Below are 21,631 nucleotides of genomic sequence, written 5' to 3'. Positions count from 1 at the left end.
AAAAAGACAGGAAATTCTTTGCAAAAGGTTTGAATTTATCTTGATGACCGCTAGTCCGCATCTATAATTTTAGACCATTCTTCGGCTTGGCCGGGAAATTGTTTCTGACTCTCAATAACTTCTCTTGCAAGTGGATTTTCTCAGTAATTTCTATCAAAATCTTTGCTTCGATATGGAACATTAGCGCGCCTTCCAGCCAAGACACGCCAATCGTTATTGATAAATCTGCGCAAACGCCGTCTGAATCAGCGGCAATAAAAATAGGACATAAATAAAAGCGCGTAACAGTATTTCACTCCGGAAAATATCTATATCGCACTTTTATTTAGTTGCGGCGGGACTCAAATAATTGCGGCCTCTTCCTCAAATAGCAGTACCACCTTATCGTTACCGTCGATGTCAACAGTCACTTTACCACCGCTGACTAAACGCCCGAACAATAATTCGTCGGCTAACGCGCTGCGAATGGTGTCTTGTATCAACCGCTCCATCGGACGAGCCCCCATGAGCGGATCGAAGCCGTGTTTTGCAAGATGATTCCGCAATTTATCCGTAAATGTCGCCTCCACTTTCTTCTCATGCAGCTGAGTTTCAAGCTGAATCAAGAATTTATCGGTTACCTGCAAAATAATTTCCTGATTTAGCGGCGCAAACGAAATAATGGCATCGAGCCGATTGCGGAATTCAGGGGTGAAAAGCTTCTTAATATCGACCAATTCATCACCCGCAAACTTCGATTGTGTAAATCCGATGGAGGATTTGGTCAAAGACTCGGCGCCTGCATTGGTGGTCATAATGATAATGACGTTGCGAAAATCAGCTTTACGGCCATTATTGTCCGTCAACGTCCCATAATCCATGACTTGCAGCAGAATATTGAAAACATCCGTATGCGCTTTCTCGATCTCATCAAATAATAGAACCGAATAGGGGTGTTTAATCATCGCTTCAGTCAGCAAACCGCCCTGATCATATCCGACATACCCGGGCGGTGCGCCGATCAAGCGCGACACTGCATGACGTTCCATGTATTCAGACATATCAAAGCGATGCAAATGAATGCCTAATGCATAAGCCAGTTGCCTTGCAACTTCGGTTTTTCCCACCCCAGTTGGACCCGAAAAAAGGAAAGAACCCACCGGTTTCCGTGGATTGCCGAGTCCGCTTCTTGCCATTTTGATCGCGGACGTTAATGCATTGATTGCATTATCTTGTCCAAAAACAACTGCTTTCATATCACGACCCAGTGTTCTTAGCTTATTGCGATCATTGGTCGAAATATTCTGCGGCGGGATTCGTGCAATTTTCGCGACCACACTTTCAATTTCACTTTTGCCGATAACTTTACGTTTTTTCGATTTCGGCAATAATCGTTGCGCAGCGCCCGCTTCATCGAGCACATCGATGGCTTTGTCCGGCAAATGCCTATCGTTGATATAGCGTTCCGATAGCTCGGCGGCAGAAACTAATGCGCCAGCAGTATATTTAACCTTGTGGTGCTGCTCATAGCGTGATTTCAGCCCGCGCAAAATAGCCACTGTCTCATCAACACTGGGCTCATTTACTTCTATTTGCTGGAAACGTCTTGATAATGCATGATCTTTCTCGAAGATCCCGCGATACTCACTGAAAGTGGTAGCACCAATGCATCGCAATTGCCCCGAACTTAAAACCGGTTTCAGCAGATTCGATGCATCCAGGACTCCACCGGATGCAGCGCCTGCGCCGATGAGCGTATGAATTTCATCGATGAATAAAATCGCAGCAGGATTATCAGTAAGTTGTTTTAGCAGCGTTTTTAAGCGCTGCTCAAAATCACCGCGATATTTGGTACCGGCCAACAATGCGCCCATATCCAGCGAATAAATCTGATGCTTGAGCAGAAGATCAGGTACATCTTCTTCAACAATACGTTTTGCCAAACCCTCAGCAATTGCTGTTTTTCCGACGCCCGCTTCACCAACCAGCAAAGGGTTATTCTTACGGCGCCGGCATAGCGTTTGAATAACGCGTTCGATTTCCTTTTCACGCCCGATTAATGGATCGATTTTATTGATAAGCGCCAGATGATTGAGATTCACCGTGTAACTTTCGAGCAATCCACCGGCATTCGATTCATGCTCTGCCTCTCCTTCACTCCCGGTTTTAGCATCATTCTCTTGCGGTACTTTCCGGATATTATGCGAGATGTAATTAACCACATCCAAACGCGTCACACCTCGTTGATGCAAGAAATAAACCGCGTGAGAATCCTTTTCACCGAATATTGACACCAGCACATTGGCACCGGTCACTTCTTTTTTCCCCGATGACTGAACATGCAATATAGCGCGTTGTATCACCCGCTGAAAACCCAGGGTCGGTTGCGTATCAACTTCTTCACTGCCTTTAATGACCGGGGTATGCCGTGAAATATGATCCAGCAATACCAACCGCAATTCTTCAATGTCAACTAAGCAAGCATTTAATACTTCAGCGGCGCTTGCATTATCCAGCATTGCCAACAACAAATGCTCCACTGTAATGAATTCATAGCGTTTTTGCCTGGACTCTACAAACGCCATGTGCAAACTGACTTCCAAATCTGGCGCGATCATTTCAGTTTTCCTCCATTACACATCTCAGTGGATGCTGATTCTTCCTGGCAAATTCAATCACTTGCTTAACCTTCGTACTTGCAATATCACTAGGGTAAATGCCACACACTCCAACTCCCTCCGTATGCACCTTTAACATTATTCGCGTCGCTTGCTCTTGATTCATAGAAAAAAATAGTTTCAACACCTCAATCACAAACTCCATCGGTGTAAAATCATCATTCAATAATAGTATCTTATACAGCGGGGGCTGCTCATGCTTTACCTTATCCTCTGCAAGTTTAACGGCTTCCGTGTTACTTTCCGTCATCACGCTTTTCCCTATCTGACTCCAATTATAAATATAATTAGCATAAAAATACTTCCTTCCAGTGATGACATATTTGACGATTACGACAAAATTTTCAAGTCTCTTAAGATAATTACCAAATCCGCAAACATAAATATCCCGTAACCTCTTGACTTTAACCCTGGATTTGCGTAAAACAGCAAATGGCGTTTGACTTCAAGTTTTCAGCGGTACTGGTTTTATCCGTCAATGGTCTTGAAATTCAAATAGTATTAGGGTTTCCGGCCCAGTTTTTTATATAGGAAGTAGAAATGGCAACAGGTACAGTAAAATGGTTCAACGATTCCAAAGGTTTTGGTTTTATTACTCCAGATGATGGCAGTGAAGATTTATTCGCGCACTTCTCAGCAATCAACATGTCCGGATTTAAAACCCTTAAAGAAGGTCAAAAAGTGAGTTTTGATGTCACTCAAGGACCTAAAGGAAAACAAGCCTCTAATATCCAATCCGCTTAACTTTTATAAAATACTGGTTTAGTACTTATTGACAATAATAAGGTTTTAGCCTGATAGTAAAATGCCTCTTCCTGTAATAGGAAGAGGCATTTTTTTACCTTCTTTTTCAAACCCTAACTTTATTAAGCCAGATATTTAATCATCGCATTTCCAAAAGCCGAGCACGAAACCTGCTGAGCGCCCGGCATTAATCGCGCAAAATCATAAGTAACAATCTTATGCTGAATAGTTGCTTCCATCGCTTTGATAATCATATCGGCCGCTTCCATCCAACCCATATGACGCAGCATCATCTCCGCAGATAATATGATCGAACCGGGATTTACCTGATCTTTCCCGGCATATTTAGGCGCAGTGCCATGCGTCGCCTCAAAGATCGCAACGGAATCACTCAAATTAGCTCCCGGTGCGATGCCAATCCCCCCAACCTGCGCAGCCAATGCGTCAGAAATATAATCACCGTTCAGATTTAAAGTAGCTACCACATCATATTCTTCCGGGCGTAATAAGATTTGCTGCAAAAAAGCATCCGCGATCACATCTTTAACGATAATTCCACCCTTTTCCGGCAGCAATTTCATCCATGGACCGCCATCCAGCAACTCTGCACCGAATTCATTGGCTGCCACTGCATAACTCCATTTCTTAAATGCGCCTTCAGTAAACTTCATGATATTGCCTTTATGCACCAGCGTTAACGATTTACGCTGATTGTCTATGGCATACTGAATGGCTTTGCGTACAAAACGCTCAGTACCTTCTCTTGAAACAGGCTTAATACCGATACCGGAGGTTTGAGGAAAACGTATACTCGTTACCCCCATATCTTTAACCAAGAAATCAATTACTTTCTTAGCAGACTCAGATTCCGCCTCCCATTCAATGCCGGCATAAATATCCTCGGAATTTTCCCGGAAAATGACCATATCCGTTTTTTCCGGACTTTTCACAGGACTGGGTACGCCGCTAAAATAGCGCACAGGCCGCAAACAGATATATAAATCGAGCTGCTGACGCAACGCGACATTAATCGAACGAATACCCCCGCCTACCGGAGTTGTAAGCGGACCTTTGATGGAAACCACAAACTCTTTTGCGGCCTGTAAGGTTTCATCCGGTAACCACACATTCGATCCATACACTTTCGTTGCTTTCTCACCTGCATAGATTTCCATCCATGAAATCTTGCGCTTCCCGCCGTAGGCCTTTTCAACTGCCGAATCAACAACCTTTTTCATTACTGGAGTAATATCAATACCAATCCCATCACCTTCAATAAAAGGAATGATTGGATTATCAGGTACTGTCAACAAACCATCGGTACTGATCCGAATTTTTTCTCCATCACTGGGTATCTTTACATGCTGATACATAGTATCTCCAAGTATTCAAATACAATTTATAATGAGCCAATTATCAGGGATTTTTATGCAAAACTATATGGCCGTCCTATCCCGACCGCATCGCAAGAAAAATTCTCAATCTCGCACTGGAATGGACTTAAACTCGATGAGCATTATACGTTATAAACAGGATGCCTTTCCATGACAGACAACATCAGCAATGGCCATTATTAATGCTGATCATTCGAATCAGTTTTCAAGCTCAATTCAGCAAAATCAATAAATTATCAAAATCACCTCATGTGATTTATTCTCTATAATGAATTTAAATCTTCTCATACCTGATCTATTTTGGTCCGATGCATTGCAGCAAAACATTTATGATGAATTACCGATGCGTCACTTGGTAACACTGTTATCAAAAAGCATCTCCTCGACAAATCCAATCCATGCAACGGAAGCTTGGCTGTGCCAACAGTTTAATATCGCACGACAACAAAATAACTGGCCTATTGCACCGATCATGTTGCACACCGATGCGCCTGACCTGGCAAAAGCTAGTAAAGATTTTTGGATGCGTGCCGATCCTGTTCACCTTCGCATTGAACAAAATCATATCATGCTCGCTGATAGCCAAGCTTTCCGGATCACCGAAGAAGAAGCCAATGAATTGATACAGGATATCAATCATAATTTCAGTCATGATGGTTTCACTTTGTTGTCATTACGACCGGACCGGTGGTACATCCGCTTACCTGCGATAGCAGACATGCAAACGCACATGCTTAGTCAGGTCACTTGTAAAAACATCAATAATTTCTTGCCATCCGGTACTGACAGCGTGCTATGGCATAAAGTTTTCAATGAAATTCAAATGTTATTGCATGAACATCCGGTTAATCAAGCACGTGAATCGCGTGGTGAGCTCACCATTAATAGCATCTGGTTATGGGGTGGCGGAAGCATGCCGCAATTTGTCCGGTCGCCTTATACGCATGTGTGGAGTAACGATGATTTACCTCGCGCATTAGCACTCGCCGATGGTACAAGCCATTCAAGGCTACCGGCCGATGCAAACGAATGGCTCATGACGCAACCAAACGGGGATCATCTTATAGTATTGGATTCATTGCGAGAGAAAGCTCAATACAGAAATGCTTATGGCTGGCGTGAGACACTTAAAGATATGGAGCACAACTGGTTCTCTCCTTTACATACAGCGCTCAAGGAAGGAAAAATCAATCAATTGACCATTACGGCGTTAAATGAGACTTCATCGCGAGACTTTTCGTTGACAAGTTCCGACTTATGGAAATTTTGGCGCATAACCAAACCACTCTCCATCCACAGTAAAATACACTAGCCGGATTATGAACAAGCATTCTTGCGATATCTATACAGCTAATCCCTTTATCAAGAATTTCAGCTAACAGGAATAAGGAATTACCGTGCAAAAAACTTCTTTATTTAATATTGTTAAGCCTTATTTGGCCACCAGCATTACGTTCACGCTGGCAGTTACGCTAGCAGCTGGCCCATACTTGGTCGCCGAAATTGCACCGCACTTGCAAACTGCATTATGGTTTTCATTAATCTTCATGATCTTGATTACAATCATTCAGATAGCACGCGCAGAGAAAAATACCCGGAATCTTTCCGATCAACTTATTGTAAGCAAGGAAAGATTAGGTAATGAGATCAAGCACCGGTTATGGGCAGAAAAAACCGCTTCCGAGAATAAAGTAAAATCGCAATTTATCGATGAAAACATTCCAGTCATGCTGGCTTATTTTAATAACGATCTGCGCTGCCGCTACCATAACCGGATTTTCCGCCGCTGGTTCGGACTAAAACCGGATCAGATTGATGGCCGGCATTTAAAGGAATTTTCGAATGAAGAATTCTTCTCCGATATTCAAAATCGTATTGAAGAAATCTTAGCCGGGAAAACCATACATAACGAACGCGTTCTCAAATCCACCAAAGGTTTTCCTTATATTTTCACCGAACAGTACCTTCCGCATCTTGACAATAAAGGCAAAACAATCGGCTTCTATACATTGCACACACCTCGGGCGCAAGAAAAAACCCGTGTTTCACCAAAAAATATCAAAGAAGAAAACACAGCAAAAGCAGAACCGAAGAAACCCGATCCAGCACCTATTAAGATCGAAGCAAGCCTTCAGCCAAACACACAGACTTCTAAACAACAGGGTGTAACTGCAGCGCGCATCGCTCAAGCCATTGAAGGCGGCGAATTTAATTTATATTGCCAAAAAATAATTCCCATCAAACCCTCAGTTTCTTCGTCCTCCCATTACGAAATTCTGATCCGTATGCACGAGGAAGAAAATAATCTTATGCCCCCGGGCTCGTTCCTACCGCTTGTCGATCAATTCAAGATGATGCCCAAGCTGGATCGGTGGATCATTAATCACATTATCCATTGGCTGTCGGATCACCCTAATGCCAATTCAGTATTTTATTTGAATGTCGCCAAAGACTCTCTGAATGACCAGGCCTTCCCCGGTTTCATTCAAGATTTATTAAAGAGAACAGGCGTTCCTGCTTCCAGCCTTTGTTTTGAAGTTGAAATTTCCGATGCGGAAATCCTTACCAATGACACGCGCACGTTTACCAATAAAATTCGTGAATTAGGGTGCCTGGTGTCATTATGCAGCTTCAATGAAACTCCAGAATCATTCAGTCTGCTCGATAAGATCAAAGTCGATTATCTGAAAATTGATGGAAGCATTGTTTGCAACATACTGCGCGATGAGGAAGACTTAGCCAGAATAATCAGCATTAACGAATTTGCCACTAAAGCTGGTACTCAAACCATCGCTGAGCTCGTTGAAACCGATGACATCACGGCAAAGCTGCGGGAAATTGGTGTGGACTATGCGCAAGGATTTGGTATTGCTAAGCCCCATCCATTCAATGATCTTGAATCGGTTGCTTAGCGCCATAAGTATTGAAAAAATGTATCGATAAAAACAAAAGGCGCAATTAACTATAATTGCGCCTTTTGTTTTAGACTTTAAAATCCATTACATCATAGAGCTTTGACCATGCTCTCCACAACTTTCTTGGCATCGCCAAAAATCATCATGGTCTTATCCATGTAGAACAGATCATTATCAAGCCCAGCATAACCGACGGCCATACTGCGCTTAACCACCATAACGGTGCGCGCTTTATGCACATCCAATATCGGCATGCCATAAATCGGGCTACCAGCAACATAAGCCGCAGGATTCACCACGTCATTCGCGCCCAATACCAAAACCACATCGGTATTCGAGAAATCACTGTTGATTTCTTCCATTTCCTGTACTTGTTCGTAAGGAATCTCAGCTTCCGCCAGCAACACGTTCATATGACCCGGCATACGTCCGGCTACCGGATGTATGGCAAAGCGCACATTGACGCCTTTTTCATGCAACTTTTCAGCCAATTCTTTCACCGCATGCTGCGCTCTGGCAACGGCTAAACCGTAACCCGGCACGATAATCACACTATCGGCGTTCCCCATCAGGAAGGCTGCGTCATCGGCGCTACCGCTGCGGTAGGTTTTTTGCTCACCGCTATCCGCCGCCGCAGTACCGCCATCGCTGCCAAATCCGCCCAGAATAACGGACAAGAATGGACGATTCATCGCTTTACACATGATGTACGAGAGAATCGCACCCGAACTGCCCACTAACGATCCGGCAATGATCAGCATTGGATTACCCAACGAGAAGCCGATACCTGCCGCAGCCCAGCCTGAGTAGGAGTTCAACATGGAAATCACCACCGGCATATCCGCGCCACCGATTGGGATGATAATCAGGAATCCCAGCACAAACGCGATTGCGGTCATGGCAATAAATGCGGTCCAATTAGTCGTTTCACTGAAGAAGAACCATAAACCGCAGCCAACCATCGCGAGCGCCAACAGCAAATTAACCGCATGCTGACCGCTAAATACGATCGGCGTGCCGCTCATGCGCCCTGACAGTTTTAAGAATGCAATGACGGAGCCCGACCATGTCATGGCGCCGATAAACGTGCCCAAAAACAGTTCCAGCTTACTACCCGCAGGCAATACCGCGGGTAATCCGAACGAAACCGGATTATTGACTGCTGCAATCGCGATAAAAACTGCCGCCAAACCAACCAGTGAATGCATGAATGCAACCAGCTCGGGCATTGCGGTCATTTGCACGCGTTGCGCCACGATTGCACCGATCAGACCGCCCACGGCAATACAACCCAAAATCAAAATCCAGTTTTGCGTCAACGTCAGTGTTGTGGCAACAGCAATGGCCATGCCAATCATGCCAAAAAGATTGCCGCGGCGCGCAGACTCGGGCGAGCTCAGCCCCTTTAACGCCAGTATGAAGAATACCGAAGCTACTAAATATGCAAGTGCAACTAGATTTGCTGACATTTAGGCGTTTCCTTTTTTATCTTTTTTCTTGAACATTTCCAACATGCGCTGACTTACCAGAAACCCGCCAAATACATTAATCGCAGCCAACGTAACCGCTGCGGCACCCAGCCAGACACCCCAGTCGGTTTCCGCAGGACCGGCCGCCAGCATGGCACCAACCAAGATGATACCGGAAACGGCGTTGGTTACCGACATGAGCGGGGTATGCAGTGCGGGTGTGACGTTCCACACCACATGGTAGCCGACAAAAATGGCCAGCACAAAGACCGTTAAATTAACAATCACCGGATCGACTTCACCAATCATGATTACTCCTTTAAATTATGATGTAGCGGCGATCTCTCCGCCGCCGCACAGTAATGTTCCCGCAATGATCTCATCCGTACGATCTATTTTTAATTCACCGCTTGCCGGATCAAGCATCAGATTCAGAAAATTCATCAGGTTGCGCGCATACAGAGTACTGGCATCCGCTGCCACCAAACCGGGCAGATTCGCAACACCAATCAGATGCACGCCATGTTTAACTACAGTTTGATTTAATTCCGATAGCGGACAGTTACCGCCAGCTTCCACCGCCATATCGACAATCACCGAACCCGGCTTCATCGCCCGAACAGTTTCTTCCTTGATCAGAACAGGCGCTGGTCGTCCTGGAATGAGCGCGGTGGTGATAATGATATCTGCCGCGATCGCACGTTCATGCACTAATTCACCCTGGCGCCGCTTGTAATCATCCGACATCTCAGTCGCATAACCGCCTGCTGTTTCAGCCTTGGCTTTTTCTTCATCGCTGAGCGGCACTTCCACAAACTTGGCGCCTAAACTTTCCACTTGTTCTTTCACCGCCGGACGCACATCAAAAGCTTCAACCACGGCTCCCAGTCTTTTCGCCGTTGCAATCGCTTGCAAACCAGCAACACCCGCACCCAGAATTAATACCCGCGCTGCTTTGACAGTACCCGCCGCGGTCATCAACATGGGAAAGAATTTTTGATACACATTGGCCGCCATGATCACCGCTTTATAGCCTGCGATGTTTGCTTGCGATGACAAAACATCCATATTCTGCGCGCGCGAAATGCGCGGCAATTTTTCCATCGCAAAGGCGGTCAACCCGTGCTGCGTCAGCGCATCGACACCTTCCTTATGATGCGGCGACAATAATCCCAGCAATACCGAATCTTTGCGCATCATGGCCAGCTCGGCGGATTCCGGGCCACGCACTTTGAGTACAATTTGCGCTTGCGCATACAACTCAGCCACGTCAGCGACAATCGTCGCACCAGCCTCCTGATAAGCCGAATCCGGTATACTCGCTCCCGCCCCAGCGCCTGATTGCACTGAAACCTTATGAACACCCTTGGCAGTATATTTTTTCACGGTCTCCGGTGTAGCTGCTACACGGGTTTCTCCGCCGCGAATCTCTGCTGGTATGCCTATATGCATTGATAATCTCCCTTTTCTTGCCAACCTGCTTGCAAATAAAAACTAAAATTGTGCTTAATTTTTTAATGAATTGCGGATTATAAATCAATTTGCACGCAATGCCATTAATTGGATCAGGAAAAACTTGATATGACTGGATTCTTTGATAACTGACCCAGTTTATTGTAGTGATAATGACAACACATGAAGCGTACAGAGCAGCGGATGAAAGCGACTGCTCCGCCACTCATCTCAATGCATTTTTCTTAAGCTGCCTGGAAAACTGCGGTTTCTGCCACGAAGTTCACTCATCCATTTTGCTGAATTCGTTTTCCAATTGCTGCGTAATCCGCTCCAGCAAAGGCGGAATCTTCGTTAGCAACGATTCCGCGTCGGACCAGTTATTATTGACGCCCGCAGTCTCAAGCGCTTCGCATAAATCGGCAAAACCCGCGGCACCGATTGTTCTGGCCGAAGATTTCAATTTATGCCCTAAGCGGCCTAGCGCAAGTAAATCTTTCTCGGCTTGCGCGGCTTTCATTTCCACTAACGTGTCATTGGCCACTTCGATAAATTTGAGGCCGAATTTACGCACCAACGCTGAGTTGTTATGAAACATCTGACTCATCACGGAAATATCAACCGGTAACGGCGCTTCCGGATCCGATCCTGCTTCGACTTGTTTTATCACTTTCGTCATGCTCCGGATTTTAAACAACGGTCGATCCAGCGGCTGGTCAATTTCTCTTGCACCGTATTCTGACGCAAGCGCGTTGCTAGTCCGGGGAAATCGACCTGATCCAATGGCTGATCCTGATTAAAGCAGGAGAATACATAGGTAATTTTTCCGGTCTCGGGATCTTCATGAGGTTGCAGGCACTGCGCGCAGATTTCCTTCATCATGCACTGCATCGGTGAGTTGATCGAACCAATCGCAAAATGATCCGCTTTCAAGTAAGGCTTCAACTGATGATGACGTGCAACCCCGACCGCCGCCATCATGCGATCCGAACCGATTGCAATAATATGGTCGGCATCGGATAAGGCCACCGGCTGCACACCCAGCTCGCCACTGGCGTAAGCCACCATGGCCTGGACAATATTCCCGACATAACTTTTATCTTGCGGACGCGTCGCCGTAAAACCCGGCGCTTCATCGCAGCACCATACCACGATGTCAGCCGCGGCTTCAATTTCCGCCACTTTGTAGCGATCGACCAGCTTTTTGTAGCCAGCGAAATACAGCACTTTCGATCCCGCTACGCGTGCCGCTGCGCCAATGGAGAACAGCACCGCATTGCCTAAACCGCCTCCCACCAGCACCACGGTTTCATTGGATGGAATTTCTGTCGGTGTTCCCGTTGGCCCCATCAGCACAACCGGCTCACCCGGTTTCAACATTGCGCACAGATCGGAAGATCCTCCCATTTCCAGAACAATGAGCGAAACCAATCCGCGTTCAATGTCCACCGAAGCTCCCGTCAATGCAAGACCTTCCATCGCCAGCCGGGTATTTTCGGCCTGTGCCGCCAGCGTGGCAAAATTCTGGAAGCGGTAAAACTGACCCGGTTGAAAATGTTCCGCCGCCATCGGTGCATGCACAACCACTTCGATAATATTCGGAGCGAGCCTTTCCACTTTGTAAACCATTGCCCGCAGCCGGTTGTTCAAGTTTGCGAAAAATTGCCCGGCGGGTTGATCCAACGACGGTTTGATCCGCTCCAATACCCGGCTTACCACCGGATAACCTTGTTTGGCGCTGGACATCGCTTTCACGACGTTACCCGAATAAGAAGGGTGCAAATCGCCAAAGAAACTGATGAAACGCCCATCTTGCCCATCCTTGTAACGGCTCAGCAATACCGACGGATAGTCCGGCTTGGGATTGGCGTACGTCGGCTTGATCGGATGACCATCTTCATCGCATGCATTGAAGTAGCGGCCATCGAGTTGATAAATTTCTCCATCTTCACGCGCCAATACCGTATTGGGCTGCGTTCCCGCAGCAACGAGCAAAGCGCGCGCCGGTAATTCAACCTTGCCGGCATCCTGCCACTGTCCGGTTTCATCGCGTTTCTGTACGGCAAATTGCACCGACTGAGTATGTCCCCAGGCATCAATGTTAACCCGCGTTGGCGTCATTCCCTCGGCAAACCAGATTCCTTCTTCCAGCGCTTTTTCCACTTCTTCATGGTTCAGCGTATAGGAAGGACTGTCGATCAAACGCTTGCGGTAGGCGATGGTTGCGCCACCCCAGGATTGCAGCAGAGGGATGATACGCGGCGTGCGTTTTTCCTGTTCAGCTACCGCCCGTTCGGCGCGAATGGCGCGGGCATGCACTAGAAATTCATCGGCAATTTGCTGTTCTTCCTCATCCCATACTGCACGGATTGCCGCCTCCCCTTGCACCGCCGTTAGAATTTCATAGCGCTGCAGGAATTTCTCCACCTGTACTGGATAATACGCCAGTGCTTCGGTTGCGGTATCGATCGCGGTCAAACCGCCGCCAATCACCACCACCGGCAAGCGTAGCTGCATATTGGCAATGGAATCGCTCTGCGCGGCTCCTGTCAGTTGCAGCCCCATCAGAAAATCCGATGCCGCCCGTACACCGCGCGCCAATCCATTCGGCAAGTCCAGCACGGTCGGACGTCCGGCACCGGCAGCCAGGGCTACATGGTCGAATCCCATGGCAAAAGCATCATCGGTCGTCAATGTGCCGCCAAAACGCACGCCGCCAAACAATGCGAATTCTTCCCGGCGTTCCAGTAACAAGCGGATCAGTTTCAGAAAGTTTTTATTCCAGCGCACGGTAATGCCATATTCCGCCACCCCTCCGAAACCGCCCGGCATCCGTTGATCCAGATTTTCTTCCAGCGTACTGGCAAGGCGGATCGCTTGAAATGGCACACGTTCACCCTTCTGGTTAACACCCGAGATGTCTCCCGGCAAAGGTTCGATCTTAAGTCCGTCAATGCCGACGACGGTGTGCCCTTCATTCATCAAATGATGTGCCAGCGTGTAACCGGCCGGTCCCATACCCACCACCAGAACCTTGCGTCCAGATGCCGGTTTCGGTACCGGACGGTGCAGATTCAAAGGATTCCAGCGCGTCAGCAGACTATAAATCTCAAATCCCCACGGCAGCGCCAATACGTCCTTCAACGTGCGGGTCTCGGCTTGTGGAATATCAACCGGCTCTTGCTTCTGATAGATGCAGGATTTCATGCAATCGTTGCAGATACGGTGACCGGTACCGGCACACATCGGATTATCCAGTGTAATCATGGCCAAACTGCCCACGGCGACACCCTGCGATTTGAGTTTATGAAACTCCGAAATGCGTTCTTCCAGCGGACAACCTGCCAGCAGTGCACCCAGTTCGCTACGTTTGAACGCGGGTGGCTCATCCGAAGATTTGGATTTTTGTATCAATCCCTTGGAGCACGAGTCCTTGCCCTGCTCATGGCACCAGATGCAGTAATTGGTTTCATCAAGCGCACCCATCAGATCGGTGCCGTTATCAGTCAGTGCAAAACCGTTGCGCTCACGCAAATGCCCAAGCTGGTGCATCGTATAACCGGCAGAATCATCCGTTTGCAGCGAGAGCAGATGCTGAAAATCGAGCTTTGCAGGGGATTTGAACAAAATACCCTGATGCGTATGCTGCTGGCCTGCCGGTGTGCGTAACGCCCAAGCTGCATATTGCAGTGCTTTGTTCAAACGGGCTTCATTTTCCGCTTCCGCGTCCATCCACTGCGTGACTTTGGTCGCGAAAATCAGTTCTGAGAAAGCCTCGCCGAATTCAGCTGCCAGTTCTTTTTCCAGCGCCAAGCCATCAATGCCTGCCAGCTCTTCATCGCTCACTTTACTTTTGGCGCGACGCTGAACAAATTGCCGCTTACAAAAATACAGCGGCGCCAATTCGTGATGCCGCGCCGCCAATTGCTGCACTTCGGTCTCAATGTTGAACAACCGGGCAATGAAATCTTCTAACCAAGGCGCAATCTCGATCAATAAAGCGGATTCATCTTTAGGCAGTAAATCATCCGGATGCGCGCGTGCAGTCTCTAATTTTTTATACAGCGCTTCATCGCCGGTGCGAAGAAAATCCAGAAATACTTGATCCAGCCTGACCAAGCCGCTTCGCCGGTAGAAATCGGCTATGGTAAAGCCAAAGCTAAAATTAGACGTATCAGCGATTGTTCCCGTTTGAGTGTGCAACGTTGCATCCATTTTTGTCATATTCTTAATCAATTAGTCACTTGTTACTTAATTTTATACGAATGTACTTACAGCCGGTGTTTGGTTATTGTCCAAAACCCCGATCGTTTAGAATCGCTCATCCCGTGTTTTTTCATGTTTCGATAACCATTCGGTAAACTCACCGCTGGGCATCGGTTTCGCAATAAAAAATCCTTGAATTTCATCACATCCGAGTTCTACCGCCAGCTGGTAATCTGCTCGGGTCTCAATGCCTTCCACCACGACATTCAAGCCAAGCGCCTTACCTAATTTTATACTCGACTCCAGAATGGCACGAGTTGCCGGATCTTTTGCCGCGCCATGCGCGAAAATACGATCGACTTTGAGCTCGGTAAAGGGCATATGTTTGAGCGTTTCCATCGATGAGTAGCCTATGCCGAAATCGTCGATAGCCAATCCAAACCCCTTCAGCCTAAGCCGCGTCAGAATGTCCAAGGATTGCGCGAAATCCTTTCCCAGCTTGCCCTCGGTAATTTCCAGCGTTATCCGGTCAATCGGCACATAACAATCGCGCACGGCCATTGCATAAATTTCCGGCAAATTAAACCGGTCCAGATTTTCCATGGAAACATTGACTGAAATCTTTAAATCAAACCCTTGTTGCAGCCACAAATCCAATTGCAGAGCGGATTTTCTCAATACATCACGAGTAAAGTCATTGATCAATCCACTTTGCTCAATCACCGGTATGAAGTTATCCGGAGAAACATATCCGTATTGCGCATGGCACCACCGTGCCAAGCACTCGACACTGGTAACACGGCGGCTGGAGACGTCGATTTTGGGTTGATAAAATAAATCAATCTGATCCGCCGCCAAGGCCTGCTGAATCTCTTCCATCGTGAAAATCTGCCGTATCCGGGCCGGATTAGCACGTCTCGGGACAGGTATCGATAGCTGATCCAAAATGGCTGCCAGCGAACCGACCGTCACCGGTTTTGCCAATGTGCCAATGACATTCAACCCGCGTACAGAAGCCAAGCGTTCTGTTGCTTTGAGCAAATCGGGATTAACACCGGAAAATAACACGATCTTACCGTTGTAATATTGATCCGCAATATTGCGCAGAAACTCAATACCATCCATACCCGGCATTTCAATATCACAAATCAGCAAGTCAATCGCAGAGACTTGCGCGGACATAACAAACAAGCCAGCCTTGCCATCCTCAGCAACCAGCACTTCGCTGACGCCCAGATCCCTGAGCAAATGACTGACAAATTCAAGCATAAATCTGTCATCATCGAGCACCAGCACACGTATCGGCTTTTCGTTATTCATCCAGAAATGTAATTAATACGCAATCAGAAGCAGCCGATTTAGCAAGAAAAAACCATTCATTTTTATCTTTTAGCGCTCATGAGATCTGTGCATCGGGTTTTGGCATCAGCCACTTCAACAGCGTATTGACCAACCGTTCTGGATCAATTGGTTTTGTCAAAAAATCATTCATACCCGCGCTTTGGCATAAATCTTTGTGATGCTGATCTGCGTTGGCTGTTACTGCAATGATCAAAGTATCCGGGCACTGCGGGTTGGCACGGATTAATTGCGTGGCTTCCAAGCCATCCATCACGGGCATTTGAATATCCATCAATACGCAGTCGAAGGGAGATTTACTCAACATCTCCAATGCTTCTTTTCCATGATTGGCTATCGCTACAGTCGCACCGTTATATTCCAGCAAGCCTTTAGCAACTTGCTGGTTCAATTCGTTATCTTCCACCACCAGGATAGTAAATCCCTTCAGTTTTTTATTCTGTTCTTTTATCAAATTCATACTGTTAGCTTGATTTAATATTTTCCTTGCACTTCCAGCCCGATGAATTCCAGCCGATATTCTACCTGTATCTGCGAATTTATCGCATACTTGATTTGATATCACTCAGAAATACACACTACGGCCGCAATGAATTTCCCCCTAATTCACAAGGGAAAGGCACGGCAATATTAAACACAAGTTCAGTTCAGTTCAGTTCAGTTCAGTTTTATTTTTGTTCAGATCACAGCCATCAAGCAATCATTCCAACAGTTAAGCAGATTCCAGCCCAACTCAAATGATTTACAACAATGACGTACAAACAAATTGCAGGTGTTATTTTATGGGTACAACCTTGCTGCTGTGCAATCCACACTCTTTATTCTCCGGTGCTTCCCACCACCAGCGCCCGGAACGGATATCCTCTCCCGGTGTAATGGCACGAGTGCACGGAGCGCAGCCGATGCTGGGATAAAACTTATCGTGCAGCTTGTTATAAGGCACTTCATAGTGCTTGAGATATTCCCAGACTTCCGCATTGGACCAATCCAGTAATGGATTGACTTTCTGCATGCGGTTGTCCATGTCGTAAGCGGATACTTTCAAATTCGACCGGGTCGATGCTTGTTCGCTTCGCATTCCGGTGATCCAGGCGCGCTTACCCTGCAAGGCGCGGCGCAGTGGTTCGACTTTACGGATATGGCAGCATGCCTTGCGCAACTCGATACTGTCATAAAACCCATTGACGCCATGCTCGGCGACATAGGCCTCAACCTGTTTTACATTGGGAAAATAGATACGCAACGGTGTTTTGTACCGCTCCCGCACGACTTGCATCAAATCATAGGTCTCTTGCGGCAAACGGCCGGTATCCAGACTGAACATATCGATATCGAGCTGATAGCGGTCAATGATATCGGTCAAAACCATATCTTCCGCGCCCAGACTGTTGGCAAAGGTAACTGGCGCAAAGTCACAGGTTGTTTCGGTCAGAACCGCAACAACCTGCTCGATTTTTTGTTGCAAATCACTCATTGACCGGATGCCGCTTCGTTTGCTTTGCGCTGTACGCGCCGGAACAACGGCAGTTTTTGATCAAACGAAGTTTGATACACTTCAGAAAAATCGCCCAAACCTTTTATCACATCTTCAATTTTCCGGTCCGGGCGCGGCGCAAACGCGTCAAAACCCACGCGCTGTAAATAAAACAACTGATCGCGCAATACATCGCCAATCGCACGCAACTCTCCGCTATACCCTAAGCGCGCGCGCAGATTAAAGGCGATCGAGTAACCACGGCCATCCGAGAATTTCGGAAAATCAACCGCAATTACGGAAAATTTTTCTATATCGCCTTTCAATTCTTCAGGCCGCTCATCGCTGGCCAGCCATACGCCGATTTCCTTGCGTTGTTGCAATGTTTCACGTTGCGCTTGCCATACTTTCAGCGGCACAATGACTTTACCGGGTGCAACACTAACGTTTTCAGGAGTTTCTTGTTCCTGCAACCGCAACACCATCCAATCATCCGCGACAATAGCTTTATTTTTGATAATCATGTCCATTAAAACCTGGGGGAATAATAAGGCACCTCGTAGTGCGCGGGCAGCACGACGTGTTTGCTGGCAGTTTCATCTTCCTGTGCGACGAAATCGGTCGCATACACATGCTCTTTGAAAGGCGCATGGCCGATGCGGCGTACCGTGCCGATAAAACTTTCGTCTTCGAAGCGTTCACGCAAATAGACATGAATCAACCGCTCAATGACTTCCGGCACTTGATGGAAGGTAAAGGAAGGACCGATAATTTTGCTGATCGAGCTGTCGTTACCTTCCGCGCCACCGATTGATACTTGATACCACTCATCGTGATCTTTCTTCTCCACACCGGTGATACCGATATTGCCGATGTGGTGCTGTCCGCAGGCATTGACACAACCTGAAATATTCAGCGTAATTTCACCGATATCGTACAAATAATCCAGATTCTCAAAACGCTCGGCAATCAATTTCGCCAGCGGAATCGAGCGTGCGTTGGCCAGCGTGCAGAATTCCGCGCCCGGGCAACTGATAATATCCGTCAGCATACCGATATTAGGCGTCGTCAACTCCTGAGCGGAAGCCTCTTGCCACAGACTGATCAAATCCTTTTGCCGGACATCCGCCAATACCAGATTTTGTTTATGCGTGATGCGCAATTCACCGAAACTGTAGCGATCCGCCAGATCCGCAACAAAATCCATTTGCTCAGCGGTGGCATCGCCGGGTGCATTGCCCGGTTTTTTCAATGACAATACCACAATCGCGTAACCGGGAACCCGGTGCGGCTTGACGTTGCGCGATAGCCAATTCGAGAACGAGCGGCTGTCCGCTTTGAATTCATTCAGCTTCGAATCATGATCGGGTAATGTTTCATACGCCGGATCGGTAAAGAATGATGCGACCCGGTCGACTTCCTCGCCGGTTAACGTGCCGGGACCGTCTTTCAGATCCGCCCAGTCTGCTTCAACCTGACGTTTGAATTCATCGATCCCCAGCGCCTTGACCAGAATCTTGATACGCGCTTTATACTTATTGTCGCGGCGGCCATACTGGTTATATATCCGCAGAATGGATTCGACATACGTCAAAATATGCTGCCGTGGCACAAATTCACAGATTTCACTGCCAATAATCGGTGTACGTCCCAATCCGCCACCCACCACAACCCGGAAGCCAACTTCACCTTGCGCATTTTTGATAGCCGCCAATCCGATATCGTGCGCATAAATGGCTGCACGGTCTTCTTTACCACCGCTGATGGCGATCTTGAATTTGCGCGGCAAATAGGCAAATTCCGGATGAAACGTGCTCCATTGGCGCAAAATCTCGGCATACGGACGGGGATCCACCACTTCGTCCTGTGCAACACCGGCAAATTCATCCGAGGTAATGTTGCGAACACAATTGCCAGAGGTTTGAATGCCGTGCATTTGCACCGACGCCAAATCGGCGAGGATATCGGGTGTATCCTGCAATTTGAGCCAATTGAACTGAATGTTCTGACGTGTGGTGAAATGACCATAACCACGGTCATACTTGCGCGCAATATGCGCAAACATACGCATCTGCTGCGAAGAAATCAGACCGTAGGGCACCGCAATCCGTAACATGTACCCATGTATTTGCATGTACAAACCGTTTTGCAACCGCAACGGCAAAAACTCTTGCTCGGTCAATTCACCGGAAAGACGGCGGCGCACCTGATCGCGGTACTGCCTGACACGTTCATCCACTATTTGCTGATCATATTCATCATAGCGATACATCGTTAATTTCCCCGCCTATTCATTCAAAGATACCCAATGGATTTGCCTTTAGGATTCTTGCGTATATCGTTTCGATACCGGCAGCAATAAGGCCGCATCCAATGGAAATTTGGCGCCATACTTCATGATATGGTCCACATCATCGTCTTCATCATGCCGCAATGCCATGCCGATATAGGCATGCTCACCGCTTTCGCCCACCACGATACCGATCCGTCCGCCACACCCATTAAACCATGTTACTTGTTTCGGTTTATTCTCAATATTTGTACTCATTAATTAATCCTAGTTTCATTAATGGGAAATTGCCGAGACCTGCCAATAATCAGCAATCCGCCCCCCCCAGCCGCTCACCTTATCATCCTGATGCACGGCATCAGCTTTTTCACTTTTATTAAAATTCAACACACTGCAATCGTATTGACAACCGTTACCGCTGCTTAGCCGTCTTTGTTCACATTTTTTTACGGAGCTTAGCGTAATTTGTTATTTTATCAAAAAACCAAGCGGAATCGCCTGTAACTTGTCACGGCAATCAATTCTAGTGTGTATGATAAATGAAACTAATCAGAGAACCTGACAGAATGAATCTTGCAACCGCATTTTTCCACTTTTAGCCGCATGGCATGATACCAATACCTATTTATAAATCAAAATAATATTATATTAGATACATATCACCATTTTTTATTAGCAGGCGTAACCTATGAAACTTCAGCAACTGCGCTATTTATGCGAAACCGCCAATCAGGACATGAACTTATCTAGGGCGGCAAAAAATCTGCACACTTCTCAACCGGCTATCAGCAAGCAAATCCAATTGCTCGAAGAAGAACTCGGCGTCGATATTTTTCTGCGCAATGGCAAACGCATTGTAAAAATAACACCGCCAGGACAATTGATCATACAAACAGCCGTCAAAATGCTGCGTGACGCTGACAACCTGAAGAAAATAGCACAAGAATTTACCAACGAAGCCGGCGGCACGTTAACCATCGCGACCACTCACACTCAGGCGCGTTATTCTTTGCCACCTGTAATCAAGCGTTTTACCGCGCGCTACCCGAAGGTCAAACTCATTTTGCGGCAAGGCAGCCCGGTACAGATTGCCGCTTTGGTCACTTCGGGTGAAGCGGATATTGGAATCGCCACCGAAGCGCTTGAACAATATAAAGAGCTTATCATGCTGCCCTGCTATCAGTGGAACCGCTGCATCATCGTGCCGCCCAAACATCCGTTGCTGAAATTAAAAAAACTCACGCTGGAAGCGATCAATCGCTATCCCATCATCACTTATGATTCGACTTTTACCGGCCGTTCAAAAATCAACCAGGCATTCGCAAGCTGCGGATTAGAACCCAATGTGGTACTCACCGCAATTGACTCTGACGTGATTAAAACCTATGTGGAGCTGGGACTGGGTGTTGGCATTCTTGCCAACATGGCTTTCGATGCCAAGCGCGATAAAACCCTCAGATCCATCGATGCCAGTCATCTATTTGAACCCAGCACCACACGCATCGGTATCAGCCGCAATAGCTATATGCGTGGTTATATTCTTGATTTCATCGAAATGTTTGCGCCTCATCTTGATCACGCCAGTATTCAAAGCAAGCTGGAAAGAGGCAAATCCGCCGATCCCGAGAATGCAAGTTGATTCTCACCGGAATTGAAAGTACGATGATCGCA

General features: G+C 47.1%; 18 protein-coding genes. 4 read left to right on the top strand and 14 right to left on the bottom strand.

The window, feature by feature from the left end:
• Positions 1–341: 341 nt before the first annotated feature.
• A complete protein-coding gene (gene clpA / locus R2103_RS00720) occupies positions 342–2,597 on the bottom strand; it encodes an ATP-dependent Clp protease ATP-binding subunit ClpA (protein WP_317529676.1) in 2,256 nt (751 codons plus the stop codon).
• 1 nt (position 2,598) lies between these two features.
• Positions 2,599–2,907: an ATP-dependent Clp protease adapter ClpS gene (gene clpS / locus R2103_RS00715; protein WP_317529675.1), complete on the bottom strand. Its 309-nt coding sequence runs from the start codon at positions 2,905–2,907 to the stop codon at positions 2,599–2,601.
• Between the two features lie 290 nt (positions 2,908–3,197).
• Between clpS and R2103_RS00710 the strand changes: the two genes are divergently transcribed.
• The gene (locus R2103_RS00710; RefSeq protein WP_013964362.1) at positions 3,198–3,401 is read left to right on the top strand and encodes a cold-shock protein; all 204 of its coding nucleotides are present in this window, start codon (positions 3,198–3,200) and stop codon (positions 3,399–3,401) included.
• A gap of 122 nt (positions 3,402–3,523) precedes the next feature.
• On the opposite strand, the gene icd is transcribed toward R2103_RS00710, so the two are convergent.
• Positions 3,524–4,774 (bottom strand): NADP-dependent isocitrate dehydrogenase, encoded by a 1,251-nt coding sequence (gene icd, locus R2103_RS00705; RefSeq protein ID WP_317529674.1) that lies wholly within the window; start codon positions 4,772–4,774, stop codon positions 3,524–3,526.
• Positions 4,775–5,108: 334 nt separating this feature from the next.
• Between icd and R2103_RS00700 the strand changes: the two genes are divergently transcribed.
• Together R2103_RS00700 and R2103_RS00695 are read left to right on the top strand one after the other, a co-directional pair.
• Entirely contained in the window at positions 5,109–6,107 is a 999-nt protein-coding gene (locus tag R2103_RS00700; RefSeq protein ID WP_317529673.1) for a phosphoglycerate mutase, read from the top strand.
• 85 nt (positions 6,108–6,192) lie between these two features.
• Positions 6,193–7,707 carry an EAL domain-containing protein gene (locus R2103_RS00695; RefSeq protein ID WP_317529672.1) on the top strand — a complete coding sequence of 505 codons (1,515 nt, stop codon included), beginning with the start codon at positions 6,193–6,195 and terminating at the stop codon, positions 7,705–7,707.
• Between the two features lie 92 nt (positions 7,708–7,799).
• On the opposite strand, the gene R2103_RS00690 is transcribed toward R2103_RS00695, so the two are convergent.
• From R2103_RS00690 to R2103_RS00640, 11 genes are all read right to left on the bottom strand, one after another.
• A complete protein-coding gene (locus R2103_RS00690) occupies positions 7,800–9,179 on the bottom strand; it encodes an NAD(P)(+) transhydrogenase (Re/Si-specific) subunit beta (protein WP_317529671.1) in 1,380 nt (459 codons plus the stop codon).
• A complete protein-coding gene (locus R2103_RS00685) occupies positions 9,180–9,488 on the bottom strand; it encodes an NAD(P) transhydrogenase subunit alpha (RefSeq protein ID WP_090314859.1) in 309 nt (102 codons plus the stop codon). It abuts the gene before it with no gap.
• A gap of 15 nt (positions 9,489–9,503) precedes the next feature.
• Complete coding sequence (locus R2103_RS00680) at positions 9,504–10,631, bottom strand: Re/Si-specific NAD(P)(+) transhydrogenase subunit alpha (RefSeq protein ID WP_317529670.1); 1,128 nt, start codon at positions 10,629–10,631, stop codon at positions 9,504–9,506.
• 283 nt (positions 10,632–10,914) lie between these two features.
• Positions 10,915–11,310 (bottom strand): Hpt domain-containing protein, encoded by a 396-nt coding sequence (locus R2103_RS00675; RefSeq protein WP_317529669.1) that lies wholly within the window; start codon positions 11,308–11,310, stop codon positions 10,915–10,917.
• A complete protein-coding gene (locus R2103_RS00670; RefSeq protein ID WP_411172637.1) occupies positions 11,307–14,846 on the bottom strand; it encodes an FAD-dependent oxidoreductase in 3,540 nt (1,179 codons plus the stop codon). Before R2103_RS00670 ends, R2103_RS00675 begins: the two co-directional genes overlap by 4 nt.
• Positions 14,847–14,942: 96 nt before the next feature.
• A complete protein-coding gene (locus tag R2103_RS00665; protein ID WP_317529667.1) occupies positions 14,943–16,157 on the bottom strand; it encodes an EAL domain-containing response regulator in 1,215 nt (404 codons plus the stop codon).
• Between the two features lie 76 nt (positions 16,158–16,233).
• On the bottom strand, positions 16,234–16,656 hold the full coding sequence (locus R2103_RS00660) for a response regulator (protein ID WP_317529666.1): 423 nt from the start codon (positions 16,654–16,656) through the stop codon (positions 16,234–16,236).
• A gap of 315 nt (positions 16,657–16,971) precedes the next feature.
• Positions 16,972–17,670, bottom strand: coding sequence for a phosphoadenylyl-sulfate reductase (locus R2103_RS00655; RefSeq protein ID WP_317529665.1), 699 nt, complete (start codon positions 17,668–17,670; stop codon positions 16,972–16,974).
• Positions 17,667–18,194: a DUF934 domain-containing protein gene (locus R2103_RS00650; RefSeq protein ID WP_317529664.1), complete on the bottom strand. Its 528-nt coding sequence runs from the start codon at positions 18,192–18,194 to the stop codon at positions 17,667–17,669. The genes R2103_RS00655 and R2103_RS00650 overlap by 4 nt, the downstream gene beginning before the upstream one ends.
• A gap of 5 nt (positions 18,195–18,199) precedes the next feature.
• Positions 18,200–19,942, bottom strand: coding sequence for a nitrite/sulfite reductase (locus R2103_RS00645; protein WP_317529663.1), 1,743 nt, complete (start codon positions 19,940–19,942; stop codon positions 18,200–18,202).
• A gap of 48 nt (positions 19,943–19,990) precedes the next feature.
• Positions 19,991–20,218: a hypothetical protein gene (locus R2103_RS00640; RefSeq protein WP_090314841.1), complete on the bottom strand. Its 228-nt coding sequence runs from the start codon at positions 20,216–20,218 to the stop codon at positions 19,991–19,993.
• Between the two features lie 430 nt (positions 20,219–20,648).
• On the opposite strand from R2103_RS00640, the gene cysB reads away from it, so the two are divergent.
• Positions 20,649–21,599 carry an HTH-type transcriptional regulator CysB gene (gene cysB / locus R2103_RS00635; RefSeq protein ID WP_317529662.1) on the top strand — a complete coding sequence of 317 codons (951 nt, stop codon included), beginning with the start codon at positions 20,649–20,651 and terminating at the stop codon, positions 21,597–21,599.
• The last annotated feature ends 32 nt before the right edge of the window (positions 21,600–21,631 follow it).

Origin of the sequence: Nitrosomonas sp. Is24, from assembly GCF_033063335.1 — a bacterium.
Classification (GTDB): domain Bacteria; phylum Pseudomonadota; class Gammaproteobacteria; order Burkholderiales; family Nitrosomonadaceae; genus Nitrosomonas.
Note: the sequence above shows the minus strand (reverse complement) of the source record. Positions and strands in the feature narration are given on the sequence as shown.